This window comes from Paraburkholderia flagellata, assembly GCF_021390645.1.
Taxonomy (GTDB): Bacteria; Pseudomonadota; Gammaproteobacteria; order Burkholderiales; family Burkholderiaceae; genus Paraburkholderia; species Paraburkholderia flagellata.
On record NZ_JAJEJT010000004.1, the window covers coordinates 1279825 to 1304651 of the forward strand.

The following is a 24827-nucleotide window of genomic DNA, read 5'->3' on the forward strand; positions in this document are numbered from 1 at the left end:
CGACGCATGCCTCAAGCTTCGCCCAGCCGCTCCTGCGAAATCAACCCGAGCAGCACGTCCGAAAACGCGTTCGCGGCGAGCGTGCTCGACGCGTGCCGCCGCTTGAGCAGCGCGACGGTGCGCTGCGGCAACGCCGGAATTACGGGCAGCGTGACAAGCCCGCGATGCTCGCGCAACACCGCCGAAGGCAGTAGCGTGGCGAGCGTGCCGTCCTTCACGAGCTTGAGCACGGTGCCCACGGAGTTGGCTTGCAGCATGACGCGCGGTATCAACTGGTGCGCGCGGAAATAGGCATCGGCGAAGCGTCGCACCACGAAGTCAGGGCTCAATAGCGCAAGCGGCATCGCCGCGAGCTGGTCCGCCGTCACCTCGGCGCGGCGTCGCGCGAGCGGATGGCGCGTAGCCACGAGCAGCGCCATGTGCTCGGCAAACAGCGGACGCACTTCGATTTCATCGGAGCGCACATCCGTGAAGCCAATGCCGAGGTCGAGTTCGTCGCGCTCGAGTCCCCCCTCGATGTCTTCCAGCGGCCGCTCGCTCACTTCGAGCACGATGGCCGGGTGCGCTTCGCGAAAGCCTCGCAGCGCCGGCCCGATCAGGTATTCGGCGAACGTGGGCGTATAGGCGAGCCGCAGCAGGCCGCGGGTGAGGTCGCACACCTCGTGCAGCGCACGCTTGCCCGCGTCGAGATGCGCGAGCGCCTGGCGCGCGTGTTCGATGTACACGCGCCCGAATTCGGTGAGGCTGATGGCGCGGCCGCTGCGGTCGAACAGCGCGCCGCCAAGATCGTTTTCCAGTTGGCGGATCTGCTGTGAAAGCGCCGGCTGCGAAACGTGCAGCACTTCGGCTGCGCGCGTGAAATTCTTCAACTCCGCCACGGTGAGCACGTAGCGTATCGAGCGAAGCATCAAGATGGCTGCCTCCCGAATGTCTCCGGATTCTTTTCATAAGGCGCGCTTATCGTGACGATCCGAATATCGTCTTGGACGTGGGCGCGCGCTCTGCGCAAAATGGCTTGCGATGGCGGCGAAGCAGTGCGCAGTGCGCGCGGCATCGCCAGCCGGACACCATTCTACCGGGGAGCAAACGGATGTTCGAGTCGATCTCGATGAGCGTAGTGGCGGTATTCGCAGGCTCGTGCCTGACCTTTCTCATCGCCATCCTGCTGCCCGAACCCGTTGTCGCCAAAGGCGCCCAAGGCGGCCTTTATGCCGGGCTCGGCGATGAAGATGAAGGTTTCGTTCGCGTGGATCAGGCGCGCACGCGGCGCTTTCGAGCGCTGAAAACGTGGCGTGCCGGCGAGCACCGCTCAGCGAGCATGGCTGAAGCCGCGCCGCGCCCCGTCAATAGACGTCGCGCACGTAGCGTTTGTCCCGTCCGAGCGCACTGACGTAGTCGTGGGCGGCCTCGGCATTCATGCCACCATGGGCCGCCACCACCTCCCTGAGCGCCGCATCCACGTCCCTCGCCATGCGGCTCGCATCGCCGCACACGTAGAGGTGCGCCCCTTCCTGCAGCCACGCCCAGAGCTGCGCGCCCTCCTCGCGCATACGGTCCTGCACGTAGACCTTCTCGGTCTGGTCACGTGAAAACGCGAGATCGAGCCGGTCGAGATGGCCGTCCTTGCGCATCTGCTCCAGTTCGTCGCGATAGTAAAAGTCGGTGGCCGCGTGCTGCTCGCCGAAGAAGAGCCAGTTGCGGCCCGTATCGCCACGTGCCTGCCGCTCGTGCAGAAAGGCGCGGAACGGGGCGACGCCGGTGCCAGGACCGACCATGATCATCGGCGCGTCGCCGTTGCGCGGCGGCCGGAAATGCGTGCTTTTCTGGACGAACACGGGCACGCTGCCCTCCTGTGCGCGGTCGGCGAGGAAAGTCGATGCCACGCCTTTGCGCTCGCGGCGGCCGTTGTTGTAGCGCACGGCCGAAACGGTCAGATGCACCTCGCCCGCGTGTGCCTTCGGGCTCGACGAAATCGAATAGAGCCGCGGCTGCAAGCGCTTGAGCATGCCGAGCAGTTCGGGCGCGTTCATGTCGATGGGGTATTCGTGCAGCACGTCGGCAAGCTGCTGGCCCCAGAGCCAGTTGCGCAGATCGCCCTTGCGCGTCTCGTCGAGCATATCGGCAAGGCCACGCGAGCGCGTGCGGGACGCAATGAACGCGAGCGCATCGGGGTTCGGGCGCGCGATTTCGTAGTGCTTGCTGAGCGCCTCGCCAAGGCGCATCTCGCCGTGGCCGCTCACGGCAACCGGCGTGTCGGCGGCGAGGCGCGTGAGGCCCAGCAATTCGTCCACAAGCGCGGGGCAGTTGGTCGGCCACACGCCGAGCGCATCGCCCGCTTCGTAGTCGAGGCCCGCCTCGCCCGTTGCAAGCGAGAAGTAGCGCGTGTCCTTCGTCGCGCCCTTCATGTTCAGTCGCGCGTTCTTCAGGAGCTTCGAGGCGGCCGGGCGCGCCCTGGTCGCCGCACAGCCGGGCAGCACCTCCGGAATCGCACCACCGGCGGGCACCGCGTGCAGCGCCGCGTCCTCTTCTTTGATACGGACGACGATTCGATCGAGCCATGCGTCGGCTGCGCTCTGGTACTCGCTGTCGCAATCGACGCGCTCCATGAGGCGCGCGGCGCCCAGCGCTTCGAGGCGCGCATCGAGCTTGCGGCCGTGACCGCAGAACGCGTCGTAGTTGCGGTCGCCGAAAGCGAGGACCGAGAAACGCAGCGATGCGAGACGCGGTGCGTTTTCCGCCGCGAGCGCGCTCCAGAACAGCTCGCCATTGTCGGGCGCGTCGCCGTCGCCGAAGGTGCTCGTCATCAGGAGTGCGTATTGCGCCTTTTCGAGGCTCGCGAGCGGGTAATCCGCCATGCAGGCTGTACGGATCTCGAAGCCCGATTCCATTAGCTGCGTGGCGTACTGCTCGACGAGCGATTCGACGTTGCCCGTTTGCGAGGCCCACAGCAGCACGACCTTTGGGCGCGTGTGCGCGATGCGCACGCCATGCGGCTTCTCTTCAGGTACGCTCGGCACGGCAAGCGTAGTCGGACGCGTAAGGGATTCACCGCGGCTGAACAGGCCCGCCAGCAAGCCGTCCAGCCATACGCGCGTGTCCGCGGGAAAGGGAGCGTGCGCTGGCAGCATGGGCACGCCAACGGGCTCGCCACCTTTCAATGAGCGCAGGCCGCCGACAAAACCCGCGAGGTACTGGCGCTCTGCATCGCCCAGTTGCGGCGCGGCGACGTCGTCGAGACCGAGTAGCGTCGAAAAGGCATCGATACGGGACATGTCGTGTTCCTGAGACGGGTTGACGGCTTGCGGCGCGCTCGCGTGAAACTCGGCAGAGGACGCATCCGGCGTGTGTGTGGTCTCGTGCGGCGCGGATTGCGGACCGACTCGCGAAAGCGCTACCGCGCAGAACTTCAATTCGGGCTGCTGAGAAATCGTGTCGATTGCATCACTCGTCACGGCGTTCACGCAAAGTTCCTCGCCATACACGTCGTTCCAGTGCATGGGCGCGAAGCAGTTGCCGGGCCGCACGCGCTCGGTCACGACGGCAGGCAGCACCATCCGCCCGCGGCGCGAGCGCACTTCCACTCGATCCTTCGCGGCGATGCCGAGCGCGGCGGCGTCTTCGGGATGAATCTCGACGAAGGGGCCCGGGTTGAGCTTGTTGAGCATCGGCACCTTGCCGGTCTTCGTCATGGTGTGCCACTGATGCGGCAACCGACCCGTGTTGAAAACGACCGGGAACGTGCCATCCGGCAGTTCGGCGGGCGCGACATGAGGGCGCGCGAAGAAAACGCCTTTGCCGTGCGGCGTGGCGAAAGCGATGCGTGGGCGCGAGCCGTCCGCGTTTTCCTTGAGCGTCTGGCTCACGCCGTCGTTCACATAGCGCAGCGGATTGCGATCGCTCGCGGCATCCGGTGCGATGGGCCACTGCAGCGGCGTTTCGCGCAGCTTCGCGTGGCTCGCGCCGCGCAGGTCATAGCCCGTCTTCGGGTTCGAGAACCGCACAATTTCGTCGAATACTTCAGCGGCGCTTTCGTAGCTGAACGCCAGCGCAAAACCCATCTCACAGGCCACGCGCGCGATGATCTGCCAATCCGGCAGCGCCTCGCCTGGCGGTTCGACGGCCTGCTGCATGAGCGACATGTTGCGCTCGGAGTTGATCATCACGCCCTCGGCCTCGGCCCAGAGCGCGCCGGGCAGCAGCACGTCGGCGTACTGATTCGTTTCGGTGTCCAGAAAAGCGTCCTGCGCGATCACCAGTTCGGCGGCTCTCAGGCCCGCCACCACCGTCTGACGGTTCGCGACGCTCGCAACGGGGTTCGTGCAGATGATCCAGCACGCTTTGATCTCACCCGTCGCCATACGCGAGAACATGTCGATGGTGCCGCCGCCCACTTTCACGGGCAGCGTGTCGGGCGCCACGCCCCACGCCGCTTCCACGAATGCGCGGTCGTCATCGGAGAGCACCGTGCGCTGGCCGGGCAGGCCCGGCCCCATGTAGCCCATCTCGCGCCCGCCCATTGCGTTCGGCTGCCCCGTGAGCGAGAACGGCCCGCTGCCTGGGCGGCAAATCTTGCCCGTCGCCAGATGCAGGTTGCAGATCGCGTTCGTGCTCCATGTGCCATGCGTACTCTGGTTCAGGCCCATGGTCCAGCAACTCATCCACTCGGGCGCTTCGCCTATCATCTGCGCTGCGCGGCGAATGTCGTCAGCGGCCAGGCCCGTGATTTCAGCGACCTTCTCCGGCGTATAGTCGTCGAGGAACGCGGGCATTGCGTCCCATCCTTCGGTGTACTGTGCAATGAAGTCTGCGTCTGTGTGACCGTTCTTGTGCAACAGGTGCAACAAGCCATTGAGTAGCGCGAGATCGGTGCCAGGCGCGATCTGCAGAAAGAGCGAAGCCTTATCCGCGGTCGCCGTGCGGCGCGGGTCCACCACAATGAGCTTCGCGCCCGCCTTCACGCGGTCCATCATGCGCAGGAACAGGATCGGATGGCAGTCCGCCATGTTCGCGCCGATCACGAAGAACACGTCAGCCTTGTCGAAGTCCTGATACGAGCCCGGCGGGCCGTCCGCGCCGAGCGAAAGCTTGTACCCGCTGCCCGCGCTCGCCATGCACAGACGCGAGTTCGACTCGATGTTGTTGGTGTGCACGAAGCCCTTCGCGAGCTTGTTCACGAGATACTGCGCCTCGATCGACATTTGCCCGGATACGTAGAACGACAGTGCGTCGGGACCGTGCGCGTCGAGCGTCGAGCGCAAGCGGCGCGCCGTATCCGCGATCGCCTGCGCGAGCGGCAGCGGCACCGGGTCCTCGTCGCGGGCGTGGCGCACGAAGGCGCGCTCGAGACGCCCCGACTTGCGCAGCGCCACGTGCGCCGACGAACCCTTCGTGCAGAGGCGGCCGAAGTTGGTCGGATGCTCGGCGTCGCCGGAGATCTTCGCGACCTGACCGTCCTCGACGTGCAGGATCATCCCGCAGCCTACGCCGCAGTACGGGCAAACGCTTTTTACGCTATCGCGGCTCATGCGGTCGATCGATATCAGATGGAAACAGATTCAGGGCGCGCGGCGTTACGTGCTCGCCGCGCCTTCGTCGTGTCAGGCGGCAACCCAGACCTGACCGTTTTCGACTCGCGTGGGAAACGCGTTGACCGAATGCTGCGGCGCTTCGATGCATTCGCCGGTGGAGAGATCGAAGTGATGCTTATAGATGGGCGAGGCCACCACGACACGCTCACCAAAGCTGCCCACGAGCCCGCGCGAAAGCACCGCTGCCTGCGAGTTGGGGTCGTAGTTGCCGATGGCGTACACGCGCGCGTCGCCGTCGTCGACATGGAACACGGCGACCTGCTCGCCCTTCACGAGCGCGCACACGCCGGTGTTCGGCACGATATCGTTGAGCGTGCAGACCGGAACCCAGTTGCCTTGACTATGTTCGTTGCTCATTTCGTACTCCTCGGTTCGATGAAAGGAATCAGACGGTTTCGACGACTACGGGAATCTCGCCAAGCGCTTCATGTCGCTTGAAATGCGGCGCGGCTTGCGGAACCTGCGTACGCTCCTGCGGTGTAGCCGGCCGGATCTGGCCGCGCTCTTCAATGAAGGTAACGTGCTGGTCGCCCGCATCGCTGTTGACGAAGTGGCGGAAACGGCGGCGCGTTTCAGGATCGGTCACGGCCTTCTTCCATTCGCATTCGTAGGTGTCCACCACGAGTTGCATTTCCGTTTCGAGTTCGGCGCCAAGGCCCAGCTTGTCGTGCACGACCACGTCGATCAAATACTCAAGGCCGCCTTCGAGGTTATCGCGCCACACGCTCGTGCGCTGCAGGCGGTCGGCCGTGCGCACGTAGAACATGAGGAAGCGGTCGACGTAGCGCACCAGCGTGGCCTGATCGAGATCGGAAGCGAGCAGTTCCGCATGGCGCGGCTTCATGCCGCCGTTGCCGCACACGTAGAGGTTCCAGCCCTTTTCGGTTGCGATGATGCCGACGTCCTTGCCTTGTGCCTCCGCGCATTCGCGCGTGCAGCCCGACACGCCGAACTTGATCTTGTGCGGCGCGCGCAGGCCCTTGTAGCGGTTCTCGAGTTCGATCGCGAAGCCCACCGAATCGCCCACGCCATAGCGGCACCACGTCGAGCCCACGCATGATTTCACCGTGCGCAAGGCCTTGCCGTAGGCGTGCCCCGATTCGAAGCCCGCTGCGATCAGCTCTTCCCAGATGAAAGGCAGTTGCTCGACGCGCGCACCAAAGAGGTCCACGCGCTGGCCGCCAGTGATCTTCGTGTAGAGGCCGTACTTCTTCGCCACCTGCCCCACGGCGATCAAACCTTCAGGCGTGACCTCGCCGCCCGGCATGCGCGGCACCACCGAATACGTGCCGTCGCGCTGAATGTTGGCGAGGTAGTAGTCGTTCGAGTCCTGCAGGCTCGCGTGCTCTTTCTTCAGCACGAATTCATTCCAGCACGATGCAAGAATGCCGCCCACGGCAGGCTTGCAGATATCGCAGCCGAGTCCTTTGCCATGCTTCGCGAGCAGTTCGCCGAAGGTCTTGATGCCTTCCACGCGCACGATGTGATAAAGCTCCTGGCGCGAATAACGGAAGTGCTCGCACAGGTGATTGTTGACGGCGAGGCCCTGACGCTTCATCTCCGACTTCATGACCTGCGTGACGAGCGGCACGCAGCCACCGCACGACGTGCCGGCGTTGCACGCGCCCTTCACGGCGGCGATAGTCGTCGCGCCGTCGCGCACGGCCGTGCATATTTCGGCCTTCGAAACGTTGTTGCACGAGCAGATCTGCGCGGCTTCGGGCAGCGCTTCCACGCCGAGCGCGGGTTTCGCCTTGCCGTCGGCCTGCGGCAGGATCATGAATTCGGGCGACTCGGGTAGCTCGATACCGTTGAGCATCATCTGCAGCAACGTACCGTATTCGCTCGCGTCGCCCACCATGACCGCGCCGAGCAGCTTCTTGCCGCAATCGGAGACGACGATCTTCTTGTAGACCTGGCGGCGTTCGTCGGCGTAGCGGTACGAGCGGCTGCCGGGCGTCTTGCCGTGTGCGTCGCCAATGCTCGCCACGTCCACGCCCATCAGCTTGAGCTTGGTGCTCATGTCGGCGCCCGCGAACTGCGACGCAATGCCTGCCAGCGCCTTGGCGGCGATGCGCGCCATGTCGTAGCCGGGCGCGACGAGGCCGAAGATCTGGCCTTGCCACAGCGCGCATTCGCCGATGGCGTAGATGTTCGCGTCGCTCGTGCGGCATTGATCGTCGATCACGATGCCGCCGCGCGCGCCGATATCGAGGCCGCAGGCGCGGGCGATTTCGTCGCGCGGACGAATGCCGGCCGAGAACACGATCATGTCGGCATCGAGGTGCGTGCCGTCGGCGAACTGCATGCGGTTGGCGGCCGTTTCACCATCCACGATCGCCAGGGTGTTCTTCTGCGTGTGAACGCTCACGCCGAGTTCTTCGATCTTGCCGCGCAGCATGCGGCCGCCGTCGTCGTCCACCTGCACCGCCATGAGGCGCGGCGCAAACTCCACCACGTGCGTGTCGAGGCCCAGGTCGCGCAGGGCCTTCGCGCATTCGAGGCCGAGCAGGCCGCCGCCCACCACCACGCCCGACTTCGCGTGCGCGCCGCGCGTCTGCATCGCTTCCAGATCGGCAATGGTTCGGTAGACGAAGCAATCGGCGCGGTCGTTGCCTGCGATGGGCGGCACGAACGCCGAAGAACCAGTGGCCAGCACGAGCTTGTCGTACGCGAGCGTCTCTCCGTTGGACACTGTAATGGTGCGAGCCTCGCGATCGATCGACACCGCCTTTGCGTTGAGCACGAGGCGCACGTTCTCGCGATCGAAGAAACCGGGCGCCACGAGCGACAGATCGTCCGCCGACTTGCCCGCGAAGAATTCAGAGAGGTGCACGCGGTCGTAAGCGGGACGCGGCTCTTCGCAGAGCACGGTCACGAGCGTGTTCGGCGCGCCGTCCGCAAGGATGCATTCGAGGAATTTGTGGCCCACCATGCCGTGGCCGACGACGACGATCTCCATCGCGGCCGAGCTGTTCACTTCGTTCGTTGCTTGCACCATGAGCCTCTGCCAATAAAAAAGGCGTCCCGCGATTCCAGCTTCTCGCGAAGCCAGATTCGGGGGACGCCGTTGCCCTGAATACGAAACCCTTGTGCGCCGCGCTGCTGCTTGCGGCCGAATCGCCATTGATTCGCTGTGGCACTTGCTGCGAAGCAATACGCAAGCACTGTGCCAATTTGCGCGTATCCGGCGCAACGCCCCACCTGGTGGACTTCGGCGACTTGCCTGCGGCGCGTACGGTACTTCGCCTGTGCGCGCATCGTGATGCAGTCCAGCACAAGTTTGGTGCCGTGCAGCACACTCGCTGTGCGCCCAGCATGCGCGGGTTGCGGCGTTGTCGATCGGGAGGCGCCCCGCTAGCGGGCGGCAGCGCGAGTGCACGCAAGTTGGTCTGGAACTTGCATGAACCAGAGCGTCCGGCAACGTCGCCGGGCAATGCAACCAGGGGCCGCGCGCTGCGCGCACCTCGATTCGAGCTAACCGGACAATGGCGTCCCCTCGTCGCAAGCGGCGAGCGGACGCCATTTGTTTTTAGGCGTTCCCAATGCGGGTGCGCGCAATACGAAAGGAAGACGACGATGACGACGGGCAACGAAGGCAAGGTCACGCTGGTGAGCGCAGGTCCGGGCGATCTCGACCTCCTCACCCTGAAGGCCGCGAAGGTACTCGCGAGCGCCGACGTCGTGCTGCTCGACGATCTCGCGAACCCGGAGATCGTTACGCTCGCGCCGCAGGCCCGCGTGATCCGCGTAGGCAAGCGCGGCGGCTGCCGCTCCACGCCGCAAGCCTTCATCGAGCGCTTGATGCAGCGATACGCGCGCCGGGGCCTGCACGTAGTACGCGTGAAAGGCGGTGACGCACTGCTGTTTGGCCGCGCAGGGGAAGAACTCGCGGCATTGCGCGAGGCGGGCGTGACGGTGGAGATCGTGAACGGCGTGTCTTCGGCGTTCGCGGCGGCGGCGGGGCTCGGCATCTCGCTCACGCATCGCGATCACAGCCAGGGCGTGATCTTCGTGACGGCGCATCTGCGCGACCATAGCGAGCCTGACTGGCAGGCACTCGCCGGGACGGGCATGACACTCGCCATCTATATGGGTATGAGCCGGATCGAGTCGCTGTGCGCGACCCTCGCCAACGCACTCCCCACGGCGACGCCCGCAGCCGTCGTGCAGTGGGCGGGCAGCGCGAACGAGCGCCGCGTGACGGGCACGCTCGGCACGATCGCGGCGTGCGCTCGCGCGGCGAGCCTTGGCAGCCCCGCCATCATTCTCGTGGGCAACGCGATTGGCGAGGCGGCTTCGTTCGCCATTTCGACTGCGGCGGTCGGCATGCACTCGCACGATCGGGCAATCGAGGCGCAACGACTAAGCGCGTAAGCATGTAATGAACCGCTGATTTTCTCGACACATAAACAGAAATGCGAATAGGTTAAGTCGACCAACCTTTTGCCAAACAATCTCTCAATATCAACTGGCAGAATTCGTCCGCCATTCTCCCCGCTTTATCGCCGCTCGCTATGCTTTCATTCCAATACAAAGCTCAAGAACCGTAAGCAAAATAGCGCGTAGCACTGTAGTACTAAACAATCTCTGACCTTCATCCTACCTTTGTCCTACTCGCCTCATGGAAATCCCCGATCAAACGGCGTTTTTCATGAAAGCGTCGAGAAGGATTGCGTTACCTAGAATTCAGCCATCAACGTTGATTCCTCTACAGATCAACAAAATCATAGGGCGCAGGTAAGGAACAACATGATGAAGCTGTTGCTCGTCGAGGAAAATCCTGGGCTTGCCCAATGGCTCGTCAGCCTGTTGCGCAGGGAGAATTTCACCGTCGATCGCGTGGCCGACGGCGAAGCTGCAGACCTCGTGCTGAAGTCACAGCATTACGACCTCGTGCTGCTCGAACTGCACTTGCCGCGCTTGAGCGGCGTGAGCGTACTCATGCGTTTGCGGCGCCGGCGCGACAACCTTCCCGTTCTGATGATGGCCGCGCACGGCTCGATCGACGACAAGGTGGCATGCTTTACCGCCGGTGCCGACGACTACCTCGTCAAGCCCTTCGACACGCGCGAACTGCTCGCGCGCATCAAGGCGCTGATACGCCGCCAGGCGAGCGACAAGGCAGCGCGCCTGAGTTGCGGCGATCTGCACTATCGCACGGACACACGTGCCTTTAGCCACAAGGACACACCGCTGAATCTGCGCCGCCGCGAGCATTCCATTCTCGAAGCGCTGATGCTGCATCAAGGCAGGACCGTTTCTAAGCGCACGCTCATGGAGAGCCTCTTCGGCCTCGATGAAGAACCGAGCCGGGATGCAATCGATATCTATATTCACCGCTTGCGCAAACATCTCGCGAATTCGAGCGCGCAGATCCTGACTTTGCGTGGACTCGGCTACATCCTGCGAGTGAAGGACGCCGCGCTACTCGAACCGGAACCGGACCCGGAGCCATGCATGGATGGCTAACAACAAATGACGAACTCCACGCCCATTGCACGCACGGTTGCGCCGTGCGCAGCCTGCTCCCCAAGCGAGATCGAGCATGAAAGCCTACGTCATCGAACAATCGGGCGGCCCCGAGGTCCTGCAACTGCGCGAGATCGCGCCGGCCGCGCCTGGCGCGGACGAAGTGCGCATTCGCGTATGCGCGTTCGGCATCAATCACGCCGAAGCGGATTTGCGCGCCGGACGCCTTGGGCCGCTCGCCGGCCCGGTCGTGCCGGGGATCGAGGCCGTGGGTGTGGTGGCGGAAGACCCCTCGAAGACGTTCCAGGTGGGGGAACGCGTTGCCACTGCGATGGGCGGCCTGCAGGTCGCGCGCAACGGCAGCTATGCGGAGGAAGTCACGGTTCTGCGGCGCAACGTCGTCACGCTCGGCTCGACCAGGTTGCCATGGGAAGAACTGGCCACGTTGCCGCTCGCCTATCTCACGGCCTGGGGCGCGCTCGCGGCGAGCCTCGAAGCCAAGGCGGGGCAAACTCTACTCGTGCGCGGCGGAACGTCAACCGTAGGCCTCGCTGCGATCGCCTATGCGAATGCCTTCGGGCTCAATGTGCTGGCCACGACGCGTTCGCCAACACACGTCGAACGCCTCTACCATGCCGGTGCGCACGAAGTCCTGATCGACGGCGGAGAAGTCGCCGCCGCGGTCGCGCATGAATGCCTGCACGTCGACGCCGCGCTCGAAATCGTGAGCGCTGCCAACGTGCGCGACACCGCCAAAATGGTGCGGCCGTTTGGCAGCGTGACCATAGTCGGCACACTGGCCGGGCCGCCTCTTCTCACTTCGTTCGATATTGCGCGCGATCTGCCGCCCGCCGTGCGGCTCAGCTACTTTACGAGCGAACTGCTCGGCACGAAGGCGCTGCCGCTCGACTACGCGCCGCTGCGCCTCATCGCCTCGGGCATTGCCGGCCGCCGCATCGCATCGCTTCACGCCTGCACCTTTGCGTTCGACGAACTCAGGAAAGCGCATTATCTGCTGGAAAGCCAGCGCGCCATCGGCAAGATCGTCGTCCGGTTATAGCGGCCCGTTACTCAGGCGCGGGCCGCTACGCCTCAATTGCTCGCGCTCGCCCGAGCACCCTGCACGACAGCCGGCGCCATCGCAGACTCTTGCGGCAGCGCCCATTCGAGCCAACGTGCGCGGTGCAGCACCACCAGACCGAACGCGGCCGCGGCAATCACGCCGAACGTCGCGAATCCCATCTGGTAGCTGCCGGTGCTTTCCTTGGCAATGCCCATGATCACAGGCAGATAGAAGCCGCCGATGCCACCTGCCGCGCCGATGATGCCCGACATCAGCCCGGTACGGCCCTGCCAGCGGCGCGGAACAAGCTGGAACGTCGCGCCGTTGCCAAGACCGAAACACACGTACGTGAATGCAAGCAGCGCAATGCCAGCGGCGAACGGCGGCATCCACAGCGCGAAGGCGAAGTCGCACGCCGAGATCGCAGCCAGCAGCACCACGAGAGCGCGCACGCCCGAAATGCGGTCGGCGATCAGGCCGCCGAGCGGACGCACCATCGCGCCGGTCAGCGCGAGCAGCGACATCACCACGCCGGCTTCGAGCTTCGGTACCTGGTAGAGCGAAATAAGCAGCGTCGAGATATAGGACGACATGCCGACGAAACCGCCGAACGTGATGCTGTATACGAGCATCACGACCCACGTGTCGCCTTCGGTCAGCACCGCGCGATAGTGTCGCGGCAGCACGGCAATGGCGAGCAGCGCCCCGAAAACCGGCAGCAGCAGCACACCGGTCTTGCCCGCGCCGAACAAACCAGCGTGCACGGCGAGCACGAGCGCGATCAGGCCGGCGAGCGTGATGCCGAACGAACGAAATGCCTGCAGCGCGCTGCCGGACTTCTGACCGAGATCGCGGGCCAAAAAGACCACGGCCGTCGCGGCGAGCGCGAGCAGCGGCAGCGCCGCGCCCGTGGCGCGCGCCCACCCATAGTGGCTGGCGAGACCCGGAAAGAGGAAGCCGTCGAGCACGGCGCCAATATTGCCGGCTGCGGCGAGGCCCAGCACGAGGCCCTGCACCTTCGGCGGATAGTTGCTGCCAGCCATCGGCAGCGCCACGGCGAAGCTCGCGCCGCCCACGCCGAGCAGCACGCCAAGCACGAGCAGCAAGGTATAGGACGGCGTGCCCGGCATCATCAACAGCACGGCAGCGGGAATGGCAGAAAGCGCGATGCCCATCAGCGCGACACGGCGGCCATCGTAAGCCTGATACAGATTGCCGAGCGTCACGCGCAAAATCGCCGCGCCAAGCACGGGCACCGCCACGAGCAGGCCCAGTTCGGCCGGCGTCATCGCAATGTCCTTCTGGATGAAAGGCGCGAGCGGGCCGAACATTACCCACACGGTGAAGCCGGTGTCGAAGTACAGGAAGCACGCGATCAGTGCGCGCCAGTTACCGCTCTTGAGCGAACTTACCAGGTCTTTCACGAGGTTCTCCCCAATAGTGGATCTCAACCCGCAACGCGGGCATGCATCCGTTGATTTCGGAATCCAGAATGTCTTTCGGGTGCGCTGTCACGCGTTTCGGGCTTGCCGACTACGCCCTGGACGAGCCGGTCCATCTCGCCTATCACGTGCGCCAGCTCCGCCGTGATCACCGCGAATTCGCGGCCGAACTGACCGGCGCGGGCGGCCGCCACCCGTGCATTGAGCGCGACGATGTTGGCGCGCAGGGAAATGGCGGCGAGTTCATCGACGATGCCGGCCTGGCGCTTCGCCGCCGCCGCTTCCACGCTGCGCAATTCGTCCTGATATGCCTGAGTCAGCGCTTGCAACAGTTCGAGAAGCGGCGTGGCTGCGGCGGTGAGTTCCGTCACGGCTGCCTCGCTAACGCTATCGGCCACTGATGCATGGACTGAGCGCTCGAGGCAAGCGCAAGCATGCACAGCCAGTTTCATGAACGCGCGAATGCGCTCGTCGGCCTTGCGCGCGCCGAAATAGAGTTCGCGCAAGGCGCTCGAAAATACGCCGGGAAAGTGGTCGTCACCCTCAACTAGCCGTGCGTGCGAAGCCGCAAATGTATCCAGACATTCGCGCGCGACGATGAGCGCGGCAGCGTCGCCGCGCAAGCCGAGCAGCGCGTGCAGGACGACGCGCTGCGAAAGCATGCGCTGGCGCCCGGCCAGATTGATGAGCTCGCCGACAATTTCCGCAGAGATGCCAGGTGTCGTTTCCCGCATGTTCATCTTTAGTAGTGCAAATAACAGCGCCAAGGGTTTGCCAGACCAGGGCGCACCGAGCGAAGCGCATAAAAAAAAGCGTCCCGAAGCGCACCTGCCACGCACGCTGTGCCGTGGAGTGCCGCTTCGGGACGCCGTTGCCCCGCATGACCGAATGATCCCGCGCACGGCGGGACGATGATGCAATTCACTGGAGCCTTCATTGGCCCCCGCAGTGACAAAGCAATAGGTGTGCCACTTGGTGGGCAAGCGGCGGCGTGCACCCGCGCGGCGCCCAGCTGGCGCGGTTTTCACCATTCAGGCAGCCCGCGTGGCCCGAATGGCCCGATCCGGATCAGCGCCACCAATCATGTGCTTCAGATGACTGCTGCTGGTGCACTGCAGCGAAGCCCCGCACCATCGCCGGGCACCGTCTTGCCCTTCGGCGCGACCGAACTAAGCTGTAAAGATGGATGGGAAGCCGCGCTCGCGCGCATGCGCAACGCGGGCGTGGGAGGTGCGTCATGAAGCCAGCTGCAATCGCCCTCGTGGGCGCATGGGTAGCCCTCGGCCTTGGCGGCCTCGCGATCTCCTCTGCGGCGGCCGCCTCAAACGAAGCGACGATCGCCATCGTCGCCGGCACGTACGGCAGCAACTGCGGCGCGCCGCACGGCAATGTCACACGCGATCTCGCCGGGCACTGCGACGGTTTGCGAACCTGCAGCTATCCGTTGTCGATGAGCGCCGCGCAATCAGGCGGCTGTCGCAACGACTATCTCGCCGAGTGGCGCTGCGGCGGCGATGAATTCCACAACGCTGCACTGGCTGCCGGCGCGGGCAAAGGCGATCGGCTCATTCTCAGCTGCGAGCCGTCGAGTGGCCCGGGACATTGAGGCATGGGAACAAGAATCAAAATCGCACCGCGTGCACGACGCCATTTGCAGCGCGCTGCTAACAGGATTCCTCGCAACGCCAAAATGGGGAGCACGTTCGTTGTCCCCTTTCATCGCGTGTAATAGACTCAATCCGATGACGCGTTCGGCACGACTCACAGGTGACTGCAAACATCGTGCAGTTGTGCTCCCAGTCGCGGGGTCATGCTGGGAGTGAGCGCAACGTCGGCGGACAGTTTCTCGTACTACCTGGAGTTCCGGCGGCCTTCGCCGGAACACGATAGGAGCCACGGCGCGTCTGGGTTACGACTCAGGCCAGCGAGGAGAGACAAACAATGCTGCTGCCCACCACATCAACGCCAAAGGCGCAGTCCCGGGATTTGCTCGATGTCCTGATCCGCGCCGCGCTCATCGCCGTCCTGGCGATGTTTTGCTTTCGCATCTTCGCCCCGTTCCTCGACCTCATGGTCTGGTCCGTGATTCTCGCGGTCACGCTTTATCCGCTGCAAATGAAGCTGCAGCGAAGTTTCCCCAACAAGGATGGAATCATCGCTACGCTCATCATTCTCGTGGCGTTCGCCGTGATCCTCGCGCCAACCTGGCTGCTTGGCGTCGCTGTGGCCGATTCGATCGAGAACGCCATGGCCGTTGCGAAGAGCGGGACGTTTCAAATTCCGCCTCCCGCGGACTCGGTCGCTCACTGGCCAATCGTCGGCCAGCGCATATACGACTTCTGGATGCAGGCGTCGACCGACATCACCGGTCTCGTTCAGCACTTCGCACCGCAACTGAAGGCGGCCGGTCTAGCGCTGCTCGGCACGATCACCGGTCTGGGTGCGGCACTGCTTATTTTCTTCGTAGCCCTGATCATTGCGGGCATTCTCATGGCACATGGCGACAAGGGCCATCGCAGCACGGTGTTGATCGCATCGCGCATTTCCGGCCCGGAGAACGGCCAGCAGATCGCCGAGCTTTGCACATCCACGATTCGCGCGGTCGCTCAGGGCGTGGTGGGCATCGCGTTCATCCAGATGGTGTTGATCGGCGTCGGCTTCATCGTGATGGGCATTCCCGGCGCGGGCCTGCTCGCGCTCGCCGTACTGCTGATCGGCATCATGCAGTTGCCCGCCACGCTCATCACCGTGCCCGTCATTATCTTCGTGATCATGACGCAGGGCGTGAGCACGGCCACAATCATCTTTTCGGTCTACGAGTTCATTGCAGGTCTCGCCGACAACGTGCTCAAGCCACTGCTGCTTGGGCGCGGTGTGGCCGTGCCGATGCCCGTGGTCCTCATCGGCGCAATTGGCGGCATGGTGACGGGCGGCGTGATTGGCCTCTTCATCGGCCCGGTGATGCTCGCCGTTGGCTATCAACTGTTCTGGCGCTGGGTGAAAGACCAGCCACAACCCGAACGCACACGAGAAGAACAGCAGGCCTGAGCCTCGAGGCCGCCCTGTGTTCCTCTGCGAGCGCCCTCACTGGCTCCCGCTCGGCGCCTGCTGCTTAAGCACGCTGCTGAACGCGTGCATGCACGTGGGCCCCGACTTTCAGCCACAACATGAGAGCTGGAGCGAACACTGGAGCAGCGCGTCGATCGATCAGGTCACAGTAGTCGCAGCGCAGCCCAGTGAGCAGCCCGACGCGCGGCAATGGTGGCACGTATTCGGCGACGAAAATCTCGAACAGCTGATTGCCGCGGCCGATGCAAACAACGGCGACCTGAAGATCGCGGCATTGCGCGTGATCGAGGCGCGCGCCCAGCTAGGCATCGCGCTCGCGGGGCGCTACCCGCAGGTGCAGCAGGTCAACGCCGATGTGCTGGCCTCGGCGCGCAAGCGCCACGATGGTTTCGACCCACGCTCGGGCGCGTACTTTCAGTATGGTCTCGGTTTCAGCATGGGCTGGGAACTCGACTTCTGGGGCCGCTTCAGCCGCGCGATCGAATCGGCCGACGCCTCGTTCTTCGCCGCCCAGGACAACCGCGAGGACGCGCTCGTGCTCGTTCACGCGCAAGTCGCGGACACCTATTTCACGCTGCGCACGACCGAAGCGCGCCTGCGCATTGCCCGCGAAAACGCACAGTTGCAACGGCGCAGCTACGACATCACGCAAAAGCTCTTCAAGAGCGGCGAAACCGACGAACTCGATCTCCAGCAAGCGAAAACACAGTATCTCGGCACACTGAGCAGCATTCCCGTATTCGAGAGCCAGATCGCAGTGGCCCGTCACGCACTCTGCGTGCTGCTTGGACGCCCGCCCGGCCCGCTGCCGGAACTCGACGCCCAGCCGGCGAAAGCCGGCTTCGTCCCGCTCATCAACCGTGCCGTGCTTCAGGATGTGCCCGCAAAGCTTTTACTGCGTCGCCCGGATGTGCGCGCGGCGGAGCAACAGATGGCCGCGCAATCGGCGCTGATTGGCGTGGCGAAGGCCGATCTGTACCCATCCATTTCACTGGTCGGCTCGCTCGTCTGGAGCGCCAGCTCGCTTGCCGGTGCGCCGAGCACGCTTTCCGTGGTGGGCGGCCCGAGCATCACATGGAACGTGTTCGATCACGGCCGCATTACGAACAACGTGCGCGTGCAGGACGCGCGCCTGCAACAGTTGATCGTGGCGTATCAGGAAACGGTGCGCGAAGCGGCGCGCGAGGCTGACGACGCCGCCACGGCGCTGAGCACGGCACTGGAGCGCGATACGATCCTGCACGACGCACAAGGTGCTGCGCAGCGCTCGCTCACGCTCGCCAACACGATCTACCGCGAAGGGTATTCGGACTTCCAGCGCGTGCTCGACGCGCAGCGCGCACTCTCCGCGCAGCAAGACGCGTTCGTCGTCAATCGCGGTAATGCCGTGAGCAGCCTGATCGCGCTGTACAAGTCCGTGGACGGCGGCTGGGATCTGCAGCAACCGCTCATCGATTCCGCCACGCGCGCGCAAATGCAGCGGCGCACGGACTGGGGCGACCTGCTCGACGAACCGGCATCGTCCTCTGCCGCGCAGAGTCCTGGCAATCAACCGGAAGGGCCAACACGATGAGCAGCGCGTCCGAACCTTCGAGCACGCCCCAGGCGCCGCCGCCGGCTGCCGACTCGTCCGGCAAAGCGATCAAGTGGACCGTCGTCCTGATCGCCATCAGCCTGATCTGGTACCTGCTTGCCGATCGCTTCACGCCCTATACGCAGCAGGCGCGTGTAGCGGCCTACGTCGTGCCCGTTGCGGCCGAAGTGTCGGGGCGCGTGACGCGCGTGCTCGTGCACAACAATCAGGAAGTCAACGCAGGCGACGTGCTGTTCGAAGTCGACAACGATCAATACCGCATTGCCGCGGACCGCGCACGCGCCGACCTCGAATCCACGCGCCGGCAGATCGGCGCGAGCACTGCCGGCATCGAATCGGCGCAAGCCTCGTTGCGCGCGGCGCTCGCCAACGAGGTCAAGGCGCGCCAGGATAGCGACCGGCTGGAACGGCTGTATCGCGAAGACGAGGGCACGGTCTCGCTGCGGCGGCTCGAAGTCGCGCGCGCCACGCACGAGCAGGCACAAAGCCAGGTCGAAAGCGCCCGAGCCGAAATCGAACGCGCGCGCGAGCAGCAAGGCGGCAACGAAGCGGAAAATGCACAGTTGCGCAGCGCGGCTGGCGCGCTCGAAAAGGCCGAACTCGATCTCGCCAATACGCGCATTCGCGCGCGCTCGGCCGGCGTCATCACCGACCTGCGCACCGAAGTGGGCCAGTTCGCGGCGGCGGGCAATCCGGTCATGACGCTGATCGCCATTCACGATGTCTGGGTCAGTGCGGACATGACGGAAAACAATCTGGGTCATCTTCATGCGGGCACGCCCGTCTCCATCGCGCTGGACGCACTGCCGGGCGAAGTGTTCGCGGGGCGTATTCGCAGCATCGGCTATGGCGTGAGCGTTGGCCAAAGCACGCCGCCCGGCACCCTGCCCACCGTGCAGAACAGCCGCGACTGGCTGCGGCCCGCGCAACGCTTTCCCGTGATCGTCGAGTTCGACGACGACGAGCGCGCACGGCTGCGCAACGTTCGCGTGGGCGGTCAGGCCGAAGTGATGGCGTTTCCGGGTACAGGCAACCCGCTCAATCCGCTCGGCCGCGTGTTCCTGCGCGTGATGAGTTGGCTCTCCTACCTCTATTGAACGGCGCCTATGCAAACGAGCCCATCGCTCCCCGGCCGCCGCGCGCTACGCGTCGCCACAGGCACGGCGCTCACGCTTGCCATCAGCTTCGCACTCGACTTTCCGATTCCTGTGATCGCGCCGGTCTTCGCCGTCTTTCTGCTGGCCACCCAGAACCGGCCGCTTTCGCTCAAGGCAGCGCTCGCTCTCGCGCTGGTCGTTGTGGGCACAACGGGAAGCGGCCTGTTGCTCGTCCCCATGCTGCGCTACTACCCGTTCGCCGGCGTGCTGCTCGTCGGCCTTTGCCTCTTTCTCGCATTTCGCGCCGGCCTGCGCGACGGTAACAATCTCGTGGCGACGTTCCTCGCGGCGGGGCTCACGATGATTAGCGCTGCGGGCGTGGCCGACCAGCAACTGGCCGCCACGGTGGTCGGCGCGCTAGTCAAGGGAGTGCTGCTCGCCGTGCTCGTTTCGATCTTGAGCCACGCCCTGTTTCCCGAGGCCGCACCTGCGGGCGCCAAACCTGCCGCGCGCGTCATGCCACCGAAGATGGCATCGCGCATCGCCTTGCAGGCCGCGCTCGTGGTCATGCCCGCCTGGCTGCTGGCGATGAACGACCCCGCGAGCTATATGCCGATCATCATGAAGTCCGTGAGCCTCGGCAGGCAAAGCTGCACCACGTCGGCGCGCGGCGCGGCGCGTGAGTTGCTCGGCTCCACGGCGCTCGGCGGGCTGCTCGCCGTCGCGTTCTGGTTTGCGCTCAGGCTCTTCGTGAATATCTGGATGTTCTATCTGTGGATGCTGCTGTTCGGCTTGCTCGTGGCGCGCAAGCTGTATCGCATTCGCCCCACGCGCTACTCGCCCGGCTTCTGGCTGAACAGCCTCGTCACCATGATCATTCTGCTGGGTCAGTCTGTCCAGGACAGCGTGGCAGGCAAGGACGTTTTGCGCGCATTCGCCGTGCGCATGACGCTCTTTTTCGCCGTCACCGCTTACGCGTGCCTGATGCTGCAGATATTCGAGCGTTTCGCGCAGCGTGGCTCGGCATCGCTCGAGAGGAATACGACATGAAGAATGTGCCCAAAATTTCGACCGCAGCGACGCGATGCTGCTCGGACTGAATGGCCTCGTGTTTTCCGGTTTTTTGATCGTTGCCGCTGCCGTGCGCGGCGTACAGGAGGCCTCACGCCGGGCGCGCGATCGGGCGTGAGCAAACTCAAGCAGGTGTAATCAGACCCAATCGGGCATCGGGGCCCGGCAGGATCGAACATGACGAACACCACCGTCCGTTGGCCGCAACTGCACATCGCGCTAGTGAAAACTGTCGCGGCGTTGCTCGTGGCCGCACTGCCCTTGCAGGCGCACGCACAGGGCATACCGGATCAACTGACGAACCGCACCGTGATCGGCGGCAACATCAAGCAACATGCGGATGCCGTGCTATCCATCATGACCTACACCACGGTTCCGGATGTCACCACCAGCTCGCTTTCGATCAATAACGGCACCACCGGCAACCCAGGCTTCGGCCAGACACAGCTGGGCGGCGGCTTCACGCTGAGCCGGACGTTCCCCTTGTACATGGAAGGCACGCTCGCTTATAGCCGCTACGACCCGACGTTCATCGCGACCGACGGCGCGCAGCAGCGCGCGCTGCCCACGAGGTGGAATACCTTCAGCGGCACGGTGGGGCTTGGCTGGGACTTTCGCATCACGAACGAACTCGTGTTTCGCCCAATCATAAACGGCACGATTGGACGTGTTTCCAGCGATCTGCGAGTCGGACAAACGTTGTTCAACCATGTCACGGACAGCAATCTCCAGTTCCTCAACAATGGCTATCTGGACGCGTACGGCTACGGCGGCTCGCTGATGCTCGACTATGAGCACTACCGCGAGAACTATGAGATCGACGCAGAATTGCGCGCGACCGATATCTACCTGCGCAGCTTCGGCGGCAGTGCGGAAGCGGTTCAGGGCTCGGCCATGGCGCAGCAAGTGAGCCTCTGGACGCGCTGGCGCGCGCCAACGGGCTGGCACGCGCTGGACAAGCCAGTACGCTACGTGCTGGAGTTCGCCTACTCGCATTATTTTGGCGACAGCGCAGGCGTACTCGGCTTCAACGAACTCACGTCGCTGGGCGTGGGTCTCGAACTCGACAGCAGCACGTATCCCATCATCATCACCCGTACGCGGGCAATGGTGCGCTATGTGTTTGGCAGCAACGTGCACGGCGTGTCGTTTGGCCTGGCGGTCAGCTTTTAGGATGTCGAACGATGTATCCGCATGAGGAGAATCGCGATGAGTCTACAGGGTAATCGTCAAAATCCCTCGGCGGCAGGTGTCGTCGCGAGCCGTCTCGTGCTCGCAGGCGTTTGTGCCTGCCTGCTTCCACTGGCGGGCTGTCCCTACTATGCTCCGCCCCCCGGCACAGTCGTCATGACACCCGCCAGCTACGACCGGTCATTCGCCGCCGCAGCGGGCGCCATGCGCGACGAGGGACTCGCAATCACCGTGCAGGACCCAGGCACTGGCACGATTGCCGGGACCCTCGACGGCGGCACCGTAACGGCGAGCGTGCAACAGCAAGCCGACGGTAGCGTAGCCGTGAGGTTCGATACCGCCGACGCGCGCGACCCAACGCTGATTCATCGGGTCGTGAGCAGCTACGACCGGCGCATGGGTCGCTAGGCGGCGCGTCTGCCGGTCGCGCGCCATTGTCCGCAAACGCAGCCGCGCCCGCTTACGCTACGTGCGCCGCAAAGCCCGTGCGTTCCGGCGCGACGTCTTCACGCAGCGTGAGCGCCGGAATTTCATACGCACCGCCGTTCTGTTTGCGGAACGCGATGGGCGCGGTGTGCGCCAGTGCATCGAGGCGCTCGCCGAGCGCGTCGCGCGTTTGCGCGTAGCGCGCCTCGTCCATGCGGCCCGTGCGGTACACGAGAAACGGCGGCAACACGTCGTAGCCCGGGTAATAGAGCACGCCATGATGAATCGGGAAAAGGATGTCGTCGATCGGCCCGTTCACGCCACGCGGCCCGTAGTGCGACGCCCAGCCACCCATCGTCACGACGAGCATCGCGCGCTTGCCCGCGAGCGTGCCCTCGCCGTAGCGGTCTCCCCAACGCGCATCGGAGTGCTCGCCCACGCCATAGGCGAAGCCGTACGCGAAAACACGCTCCACCCAGCCCTTGAGGATGGCAGGCATGGAGAACCACCAGAGCGGAAACTGCAGGATGAGCGTATCGGCCCACACAAGCCTGGCCTGCTCCCGCGCGATGTCGGCAGCCTGGAGGCCGTGCTCGAAAGCGTGCTTCGAATCGAGCGACGGATGAAACGGCGCGTCGCCCCGGCGCTCGACGCTGTCCTGCGCGTCGAGCGCCGCTTTCCAGTTCATCGCGTAGAGGTCCGACACCTGAACGGCATGACCCGCCGCCTCAAGACGCTGGACGGTGAAATCCCTGAGCGCGCCGTTGAGCGACTTCGGTTCAGGATGGGCATAGACAAGCAGGATATTCATAGCGAGGGCTCCGTGGTCTGACACGTACCCAGCTTAGTTGCGCGGCTGCTATAGTTGAAATGAATAACGGAAATACCAGCCATTATGTCCGCTAATTTGCGCAGCCTCGACCTCAACCTCCTCGTCACGCTCGACGTGCTGCTCGCCGAGCACAACGTCACGCGCGCGGCGCAACGCCTTAACTTCTCGCAACCCTCGGTCAGCGTGCATCTCGCGAAGCTGCGAGAGATATTGGGCGATCCGCTGCTGCTGCCTGGCCCACGCGGCATGCAGCCCACGGCGCGCGCGCTCGCGTTGCGCGAGCCGCTGCGCGAGGCGCTCGAATCGCTCGAGCGCGCGATTTCGCCCGAGAGCCCGTTCGATCCAGCCGGCGCGAGCGATACCTGGCGCGTGGCCGCAAGCGACTATGGCGAGTCCACCATCGCGTTGCCGGCCCTGCGTGGCTTGCGCGAGGCCGCGCCGAATGCGCGCCTTGCCGTGGTCGAACTCGCGCCTGCGCGCGTCGCCAGGCAGGCGGCGCAGGGCGAAATCGATCTGGCATTCCATACCACCAGCGACGCACCCGGGAACCTGCGCCGGCGTGCGCTCTTCACCGAGCGCTACGTGCTTGCGGGCCGCGCTGACCATCCGCGCCTCAAGCGCCGTCCGAACGCCAGCCAGTTCTGCGCACTGGAGCACGTTATCGTCTCGCCCGATGGCGGCGGATTTCGCGGCATCACCGACGAAGCGCTGTCGCAAGCCGGACTCACGCGGCGCGTCGTGCTCTCCGTCCCGCACTTTCTTTTCGTCATTTCCGTGCTCGAGCTCAGCGACCTTGTGGCAATGCTGCCGTGGCGGCTCGTGCGCGAACGGGCGGCGCTGCGCGTGGTCGAACCGCCCATCGAGGTGCCCGGCTACGAAATGTGCATGCTCTGGCATGAGCGCTCGCACCGCGACCCCGCGCATCGTTGGCTGCGCGAGCAGATCGCCTGCGCCGTGTAGCACCTTGAGGCGCCAGCGGGCGCAGCGCGCCTGTGCCACAATCCTCGTGGCGCACGCCGGCCCCTGGCCATATCGCGCCGCACCAAAATAACCACCATGAAACCGATCGATCCCCAGCGCCGCGCCGACTGGCTGCTGCGCGCCGAGCCCGTTGCGGGCATAGAGCGTATCGAAGCCTTCTTTCAGGGGAAGGCGTTTGCGATGCATCGCCACGACACCTATGCGATCGGCCGCACGCTCGCGGGCGTGCAGAGCTTCAAGTACCGGCGCGGCACGACCCACAGCCTTCCGGGCCACACGATGGTGCTGCATCCCGACGAGCCCCACGACGGCCAGGCCGGCACGGGCGAAGGCTTTCGCTACCGCATGATCTACGTGCAGCCCGCAGTGTTCCAGCAGGTGCTGGGCGGCTGCGCACTCCCCTTCATCGAGGGTGGCGTGTCGAGCGATCCTCGTTTATGGGCGGCGACCGAGGCGCTGTTGCAACAGGTCTCGCAGGGCATCGGCCCGTTCGAGCAGAGCGACGCGCTCGCGGAACTGGCGCATGCGCTCGCCGCCGTGGCGGGCACGCCACCGCCGCGCTCGAAGGGCGACTTCGCAAGCGCGCGGCGCGCCCGCGAGTACCTCGACGCGCAGTGTCAGCAAGCCGTCTCGCTCGACGCGCTCGAGCACGCCGTGGGACGCGACCGCTGGAGCCTTTCGCGCGACTTCCGCACGTTCTACGGCACGAGCCCCTACCGCTACCTGACGCAACGGCGGCTCGACGCCGCGCGCACGATGATTCTGCGCGGCATGCCGCTCGCCGATGTTGCGGCCTGCGCGGGGTTCACGGACCAGGCCCACATGACGCGCCATTTCACGAAAACCTTCGGCATTGCGCCGGCGCGCTGGTTGCGGATCGCGGGCGGAGCGTCAGAGCGCGCCGTCACGATCGTTCAAGACACGCACCGCCAAGGGGCGTAGTCTCGGCCCGGTCAATATCCACGACTGAGCGCAATTCTGCGCAATGGAGCCGCGTATGA

General features: G+C 64.7%; 20 protein-coding genes. 12 read left to right on the forward strand and 8 right to left on the reverse strand.

Going from position 1 to position 24827, the window contains the following annotated elements; genetic code table 11:
* Positions 1-11: 11 nt before the first annotated feature.
* The 5 genes from cynR to nirB all read right to left on the reverse strand — a co-directional run bounded on the left by cynR (position 12) and on the right by nirB (position 8550).
* The gene (gene cynR, locus L0U83_RS36325) at positions 12-908 is read right to left on the reverse strand and encodes a transcriptional regulator CynR (protein WP_233889043.1); all 897 of its coding nucleotides are present in this window, start codon (positions 906-908) and stop codon (positions 12-14) included.
* 164 nt (positions 909-1072) lie between these two features.
* On the reverse strand, positions 1073-1306 hold the full coding sequence (locus L0U83_RS36330) for a hypothetical protein (protein ID WP_233889046.1): 234 nt from the start codon (positions 1304-1306) through the stop codon (positions 1073-1075).
* Between the two features lie 37 nt (positions 1307-1343).
* A complete protein-coding gene (locus L0U83_RS36335) occupies positions 1344-5525 on the reverse strand; it encodes a bifunctional nitrate reductase/sulfite reductase flavoprotein subunit alpha (protein WP_233889047.1) in 4182 nt (1393 codons plus the stop codon).
* A 72-nt stretch (positions 5526-5597) separates the two neighbouring features.
* Positions 5598-5945: a nitrite reductase small subunit NirD gene (gene nirD / locus L0U83_RS36340; RefSeq protein ID WP_233889050.1), complete on the reverse strand. Its 348-nt coding sequence runs from the start codon at positions 5943-5945 to the stop codon at positions 5598-5600.
* A 28-nt stretch (positions 5946-5973) separates the two neighbouring features.
* Positions 5974-8550: a nitrite reductase large subunit NirB gene (gene nirB, locus L0U83_RS36345; RefSeq protein ID WP_233889215.1), complete on the reverse strand. Its 2577-nt coding sequence runs from the start codon at positions 8548-8550 to the stop codon at positions 5974-5976.
* A 617-nt stretch (positions 8551-9167) separates the two neighbouring features.
* Here nirB and cobA point away from each other — a divergent pair.
* From cobA to L0U83_RS36360, 3 genes are all read left to right on the forward strand, one after another.
* A complete protein-coding gene (gene cobA, locus L0U83_RS36350; protein WP_233889051.1) occupies positions 9168-9965 on the forward strand; it encodes a uroporphyrinogen-III C-methyltransferase in 798 nt (265 codons plus the stop codon).
* Positions 9966-10343: 378 nt separating this feature from the next.
* Positions 10344-11060, forward strand: a complete 717-nt coding sequence (locus L0U83_RS36355) for a response regulator (RefSeq protein ID WP_233889216.1) — start codon at positions 10344-10346, stop codon at positions 11058-11060.
* Between the two features lie 76 nt (positions 11061-11136).
* Positions 11137-12120 (forward strand): zinc-binding dehydrogenase, encoded by a 984-nt coding sequence (locus L0U83_RS36360; RefSeq protein WP_233889052.1) that lies wholly within the window; start codon positions 11137-11139, stop codon positions 12118-12120.
* 32 nt (positions 12121-12152) lie between these two features.
* Here L0U83_RS36360 and L0U83_RS36365 read toward each other — a convergent pair whose 3' ends face one another.
* Together L0U83_RS36365 and L0U83_RS36370 are read right to left on the reverse strand one after the other, a co-directional pair.
* On the reverse strand, positions 12153-13547 hold the full coding sequence (locus L0U83_RS36365) for an MFS transporter (protein WP_233889053.1): 1395 nt from the start codon (positions 13545-13547) through the stop codon (positions 12153-12155).
* Positions 13548-13570: 23 nt separating this feature from the next.
* Positions 13571-14305, reverse strand: a complete 735-nt coding sequence (locus tag L0U83_RS36370; protein WP_233889054.1) for a type IV pili methyl-accepting chemotaxis transducer N-terminal domain-containing protein — start codon at positions 14303-14305, stop codon at positions 13571-13573.
* A gap of 497 nt (positions 14306-14802) precedes the next feature.
* On the opposite strand from L0U83_RS36370, the gene L0U83_RS36375 reads away from it, so the two are divergent.
* The 7 genes from L0U83_RS36375 to L0U83_RS36405 all read left to right on the forward strand — a co-directional run bounded on the left by L0U83_RS36375 (position 14803) and on the right by L0U83_RS36405 (position 21995).
* On the forward strand, positions 14803-15171 hold the full coding sequence (locus tag L0U83_RS36375) for a hypothetical protein (protein ID WP_233889055.1): 369 nt from the start codon (positions 14803-14805) through the stop codon (positions 15169-15171).
* A gap of 335 nt (positions 15172-15506) precedes the next feature.
* Positions 15507-16613, forward strand: a complete 1107-nt coding sequence (locus tag L0U83_RS36380; protein ID WP_233889056.1) for an AI-2E family transporter — start codon at positions 15507-15509, stop codon at positions 16611-16613.
* 16 nt (positions 16614-16629) lie between these two features.
* Positions 16630-18207 carry a TolC family protein gene (locus L0U83_RS36385; protein ID WP_373321179.1) on the forward strand — a complete coding sequence of 526 codons (1578 nt, stop codon included), beginning with the start codon at positions 16630-16632 and terminating at the stop codon, positions 18205-18207.
* Positions 18204-19325 carry an HlyD family secretion protein gene (locus L0U83_RS36390; RefSeq protein WP_233889058.1) on the forward strand — a complete coding sequence of 374 codons (1122 nt, stop codon included), beginning with the start codon at positions 18204-18206 and terminating at the stop codon, positions 19323-19325. The genes L0U83_RS36385 and L0U83_RS36390 overlap by 4 nt, the downstream gene beginning before the upstream one ends.
* Before the next feature lie 9 nt (positions 19326-19334).
* Positions 19335-20375, forward strand: a complete 1041-nt coding sequence (locus L0U83_RS36395) for a DUF2955 domain-containing protein (protein ID WP_233889060.1) — start codon at positions 19335-19337, stop codon at positions 20373-20375.
* A 198-nt stretch (positions 20376-20573) separates the two neighbouring features.
* The gene (locus L0U83_RS36400) at positions 20574-21569 is read left to right on the forward strand and encodes a hypothetical protein (protein WP_233889061.1); all 996 of its coding nucleotides are present in this window, start codon (positions 20574-20576) and stop codon (positions 21567-21569) included.
* A 36-nt stretch (positions 21570-21605) separates the two neighbouring features.
* Positions 21606-21995, forward strand: a complete 390-nt coding sequence (locus L0U83_RS36405) for a hypothetical protein (protein WP_233889063.1) — start codon at positions 21606-21608, stop codon at positions 21993-21995.
* A gap of 52 nt (positions 21996-22047) precedes the next feature.
* Here the strand turns inward: L0U83_RS36405 and L0U83_RS36410 are convergent, their stop codons facing one another.
* Positions 22048-22824, reverse strand: coding sequence for an NAD(P)H-dependent oxidoreductase (locus L0U83_RS36410; RefSeq protein ID WP_233889064.1), 777 nt, complete (start codon positions 22822-22824; stop codon positions 22048-22050).
* Between the two features lie 84 nt (positions 22825-22908).
* Here L0U83_RS36410 and L0U83_RS36415 point away from each other — a divergent pair, with 84 nt between their 5' ends.
* Together L0U83_RS36415 and L0U83_RS36420 are read left to right on the forward strand one after the other, a co-directional pair.
* Positions 22909-23805 carry a LysR family transcriptional regulator gene (locus L0U83_RS36415; protein WP_233889065.1) on the forward strand — a complete coding sequence of 299 codons (897 nt, stop codon included), beginning with the start codon at positions 22909-22911 and terminating at the stop codon, positions 23803-23805.
* 96 nt (positions 23806-23901) lie between these two features.
* Entirely contained in the window at positions 23902-24768 is an 867-nt protein-coding gene (locus L0U83_RS36420; RefSeq protein ID WP_233889066.1) for an AraC family transcriptional regulator, read from the forward strand.
* The last annotated feature ends 59 nt before the right edge of the window (positions 24769-24827 follow it).

What these genes read in the sequence shown, in the direction of transcription:
- cynR (WP_233889043.1), bottom strand. Translation starts at nt 908, where the DNA reads ATGCTTCGCTCGATACGCTACGTGCTCACCGTGGCGGAGTTGAAGAAT.
- L0U83_RS36335 (WP_233889047.1), bottom strand. Translation starts at nt 5,525, where the DNA reads ATGAGCCGCGATAGCGTAAAAAGCGTTTGCCCGTACTGCGGCGTAGGC.
- nirD (WP_233889050.1), bottom strand. Translation starts at nt 5,945, where the DNA reads ATGAGCAACGAACATAGTCAAGGCAACTGGGTTCCGGTCTGCACGCTC.
- nirB (WP_233889215.1), bottom strand. Translation starts at nt 8,550, where the DNA reads ATGGAGATCGTCGTCGTCGGCCACGGCATGGTGGGCCACAAATTCCTC.
- cobA (WP_233889051.1), top strand. Translation starts at nt 9,168, where the DNA reads ATGACGACGGGCAACGAAGGCAAGGTCACGCTGGTGAGCGCAGGTCCG.
- L0U83_RS36355 (WP_233889216.1), top strand. Translation starts at nt 10,344, where the DNA reads ATGAAGCTGTTGCTCGTCGAGGAAAATCCTGGGCTTGCCCAATGGCTC.
- L0U83_RS36360 (WP_233889052.1), top strand. Translation starts at nt 11,137, where the DNA reads ATGAAAGCCTACGTCATCGAACAATCGGGCGGCCCCGAGGTCCTGCAA.
- L0U83_RS36370 (WP_233889054.1), bottom strand. Translation starts at nt 14,305, where the DNA reads ATGAACATGCGGGAAACGACACCTGGCATCTCTGCGGAAATTGTCGGC.
- L0U83_RS36375 (WP_233889055.1), top strand. Translation starts at nt 14,803, where the DNA reads ATGAAGCCAGCTGCAATCGCCCTCGTGGGCGCATGGGTAGCCCTCGGC.
- L0U83_RS36380 (WP_233889056.1), top strand. Translation starts at nt 15,507, where the DNA reads ATGCTGCTGCCCACCACATCAACGCCAAAGGCGCAGTCCCGGGATTTG.
- L0U83_RS36390 (WP_233889058.1), top strand. Translation starts at nt 18,204, where the DNA reads ATGAGCAGCGCGTCCGAACCTTCGAGCACGCCCCAGGCGCCGCCGCCG.
- L0U83_RS36395 (WP_233889060.1), top strand. Translation starts at nt 19,335, where the DNA reads ATGCAAACGAGCCCATCGCTCCCCGGCCGCCGCGCGCTACGCGTCGCC.
- L0U83_RS36400 (WP_233889061.1), top strand. Translation starts at nt 20,574, where the DNA reads ATGACGAACACCACCGTCCGTTGGCCGCAACTGCACATCGCGCTAGTG.
- L0U83_RS36405 (WP_233889063.1), top strand. Translation starts at nt 21,606, where the DNA reads ATGAGTCTACAGGGTAATCGTCAAAATCCCTCGGCGGCAGGTGTCGTC.
- L0U83_RS36410 (WP_233889064.1), bottom strand. Translation starts at nt 22,824, where the DNA reads ATGAATATCCTGCTTGTCTATGCCCATCCTGAACCGAAGTCGCTCAAC.
- L0U83_RS36415 (WP_233889065.1), top strand. Translation starts at nt 22,909, where the DNA reads ATGTCCGCTAATTTGCGCAGCCTCGACCTCAACCTCCTCGTCACGCTC.
- L0U83_RS36420 (WP_233889066.1), top strand. Translation starts at nt 23,902, where the DNA reads ATGAAACCGATCGATCCCCAGCGCCGCGCCGACTGGCTGCTGCGCGCC.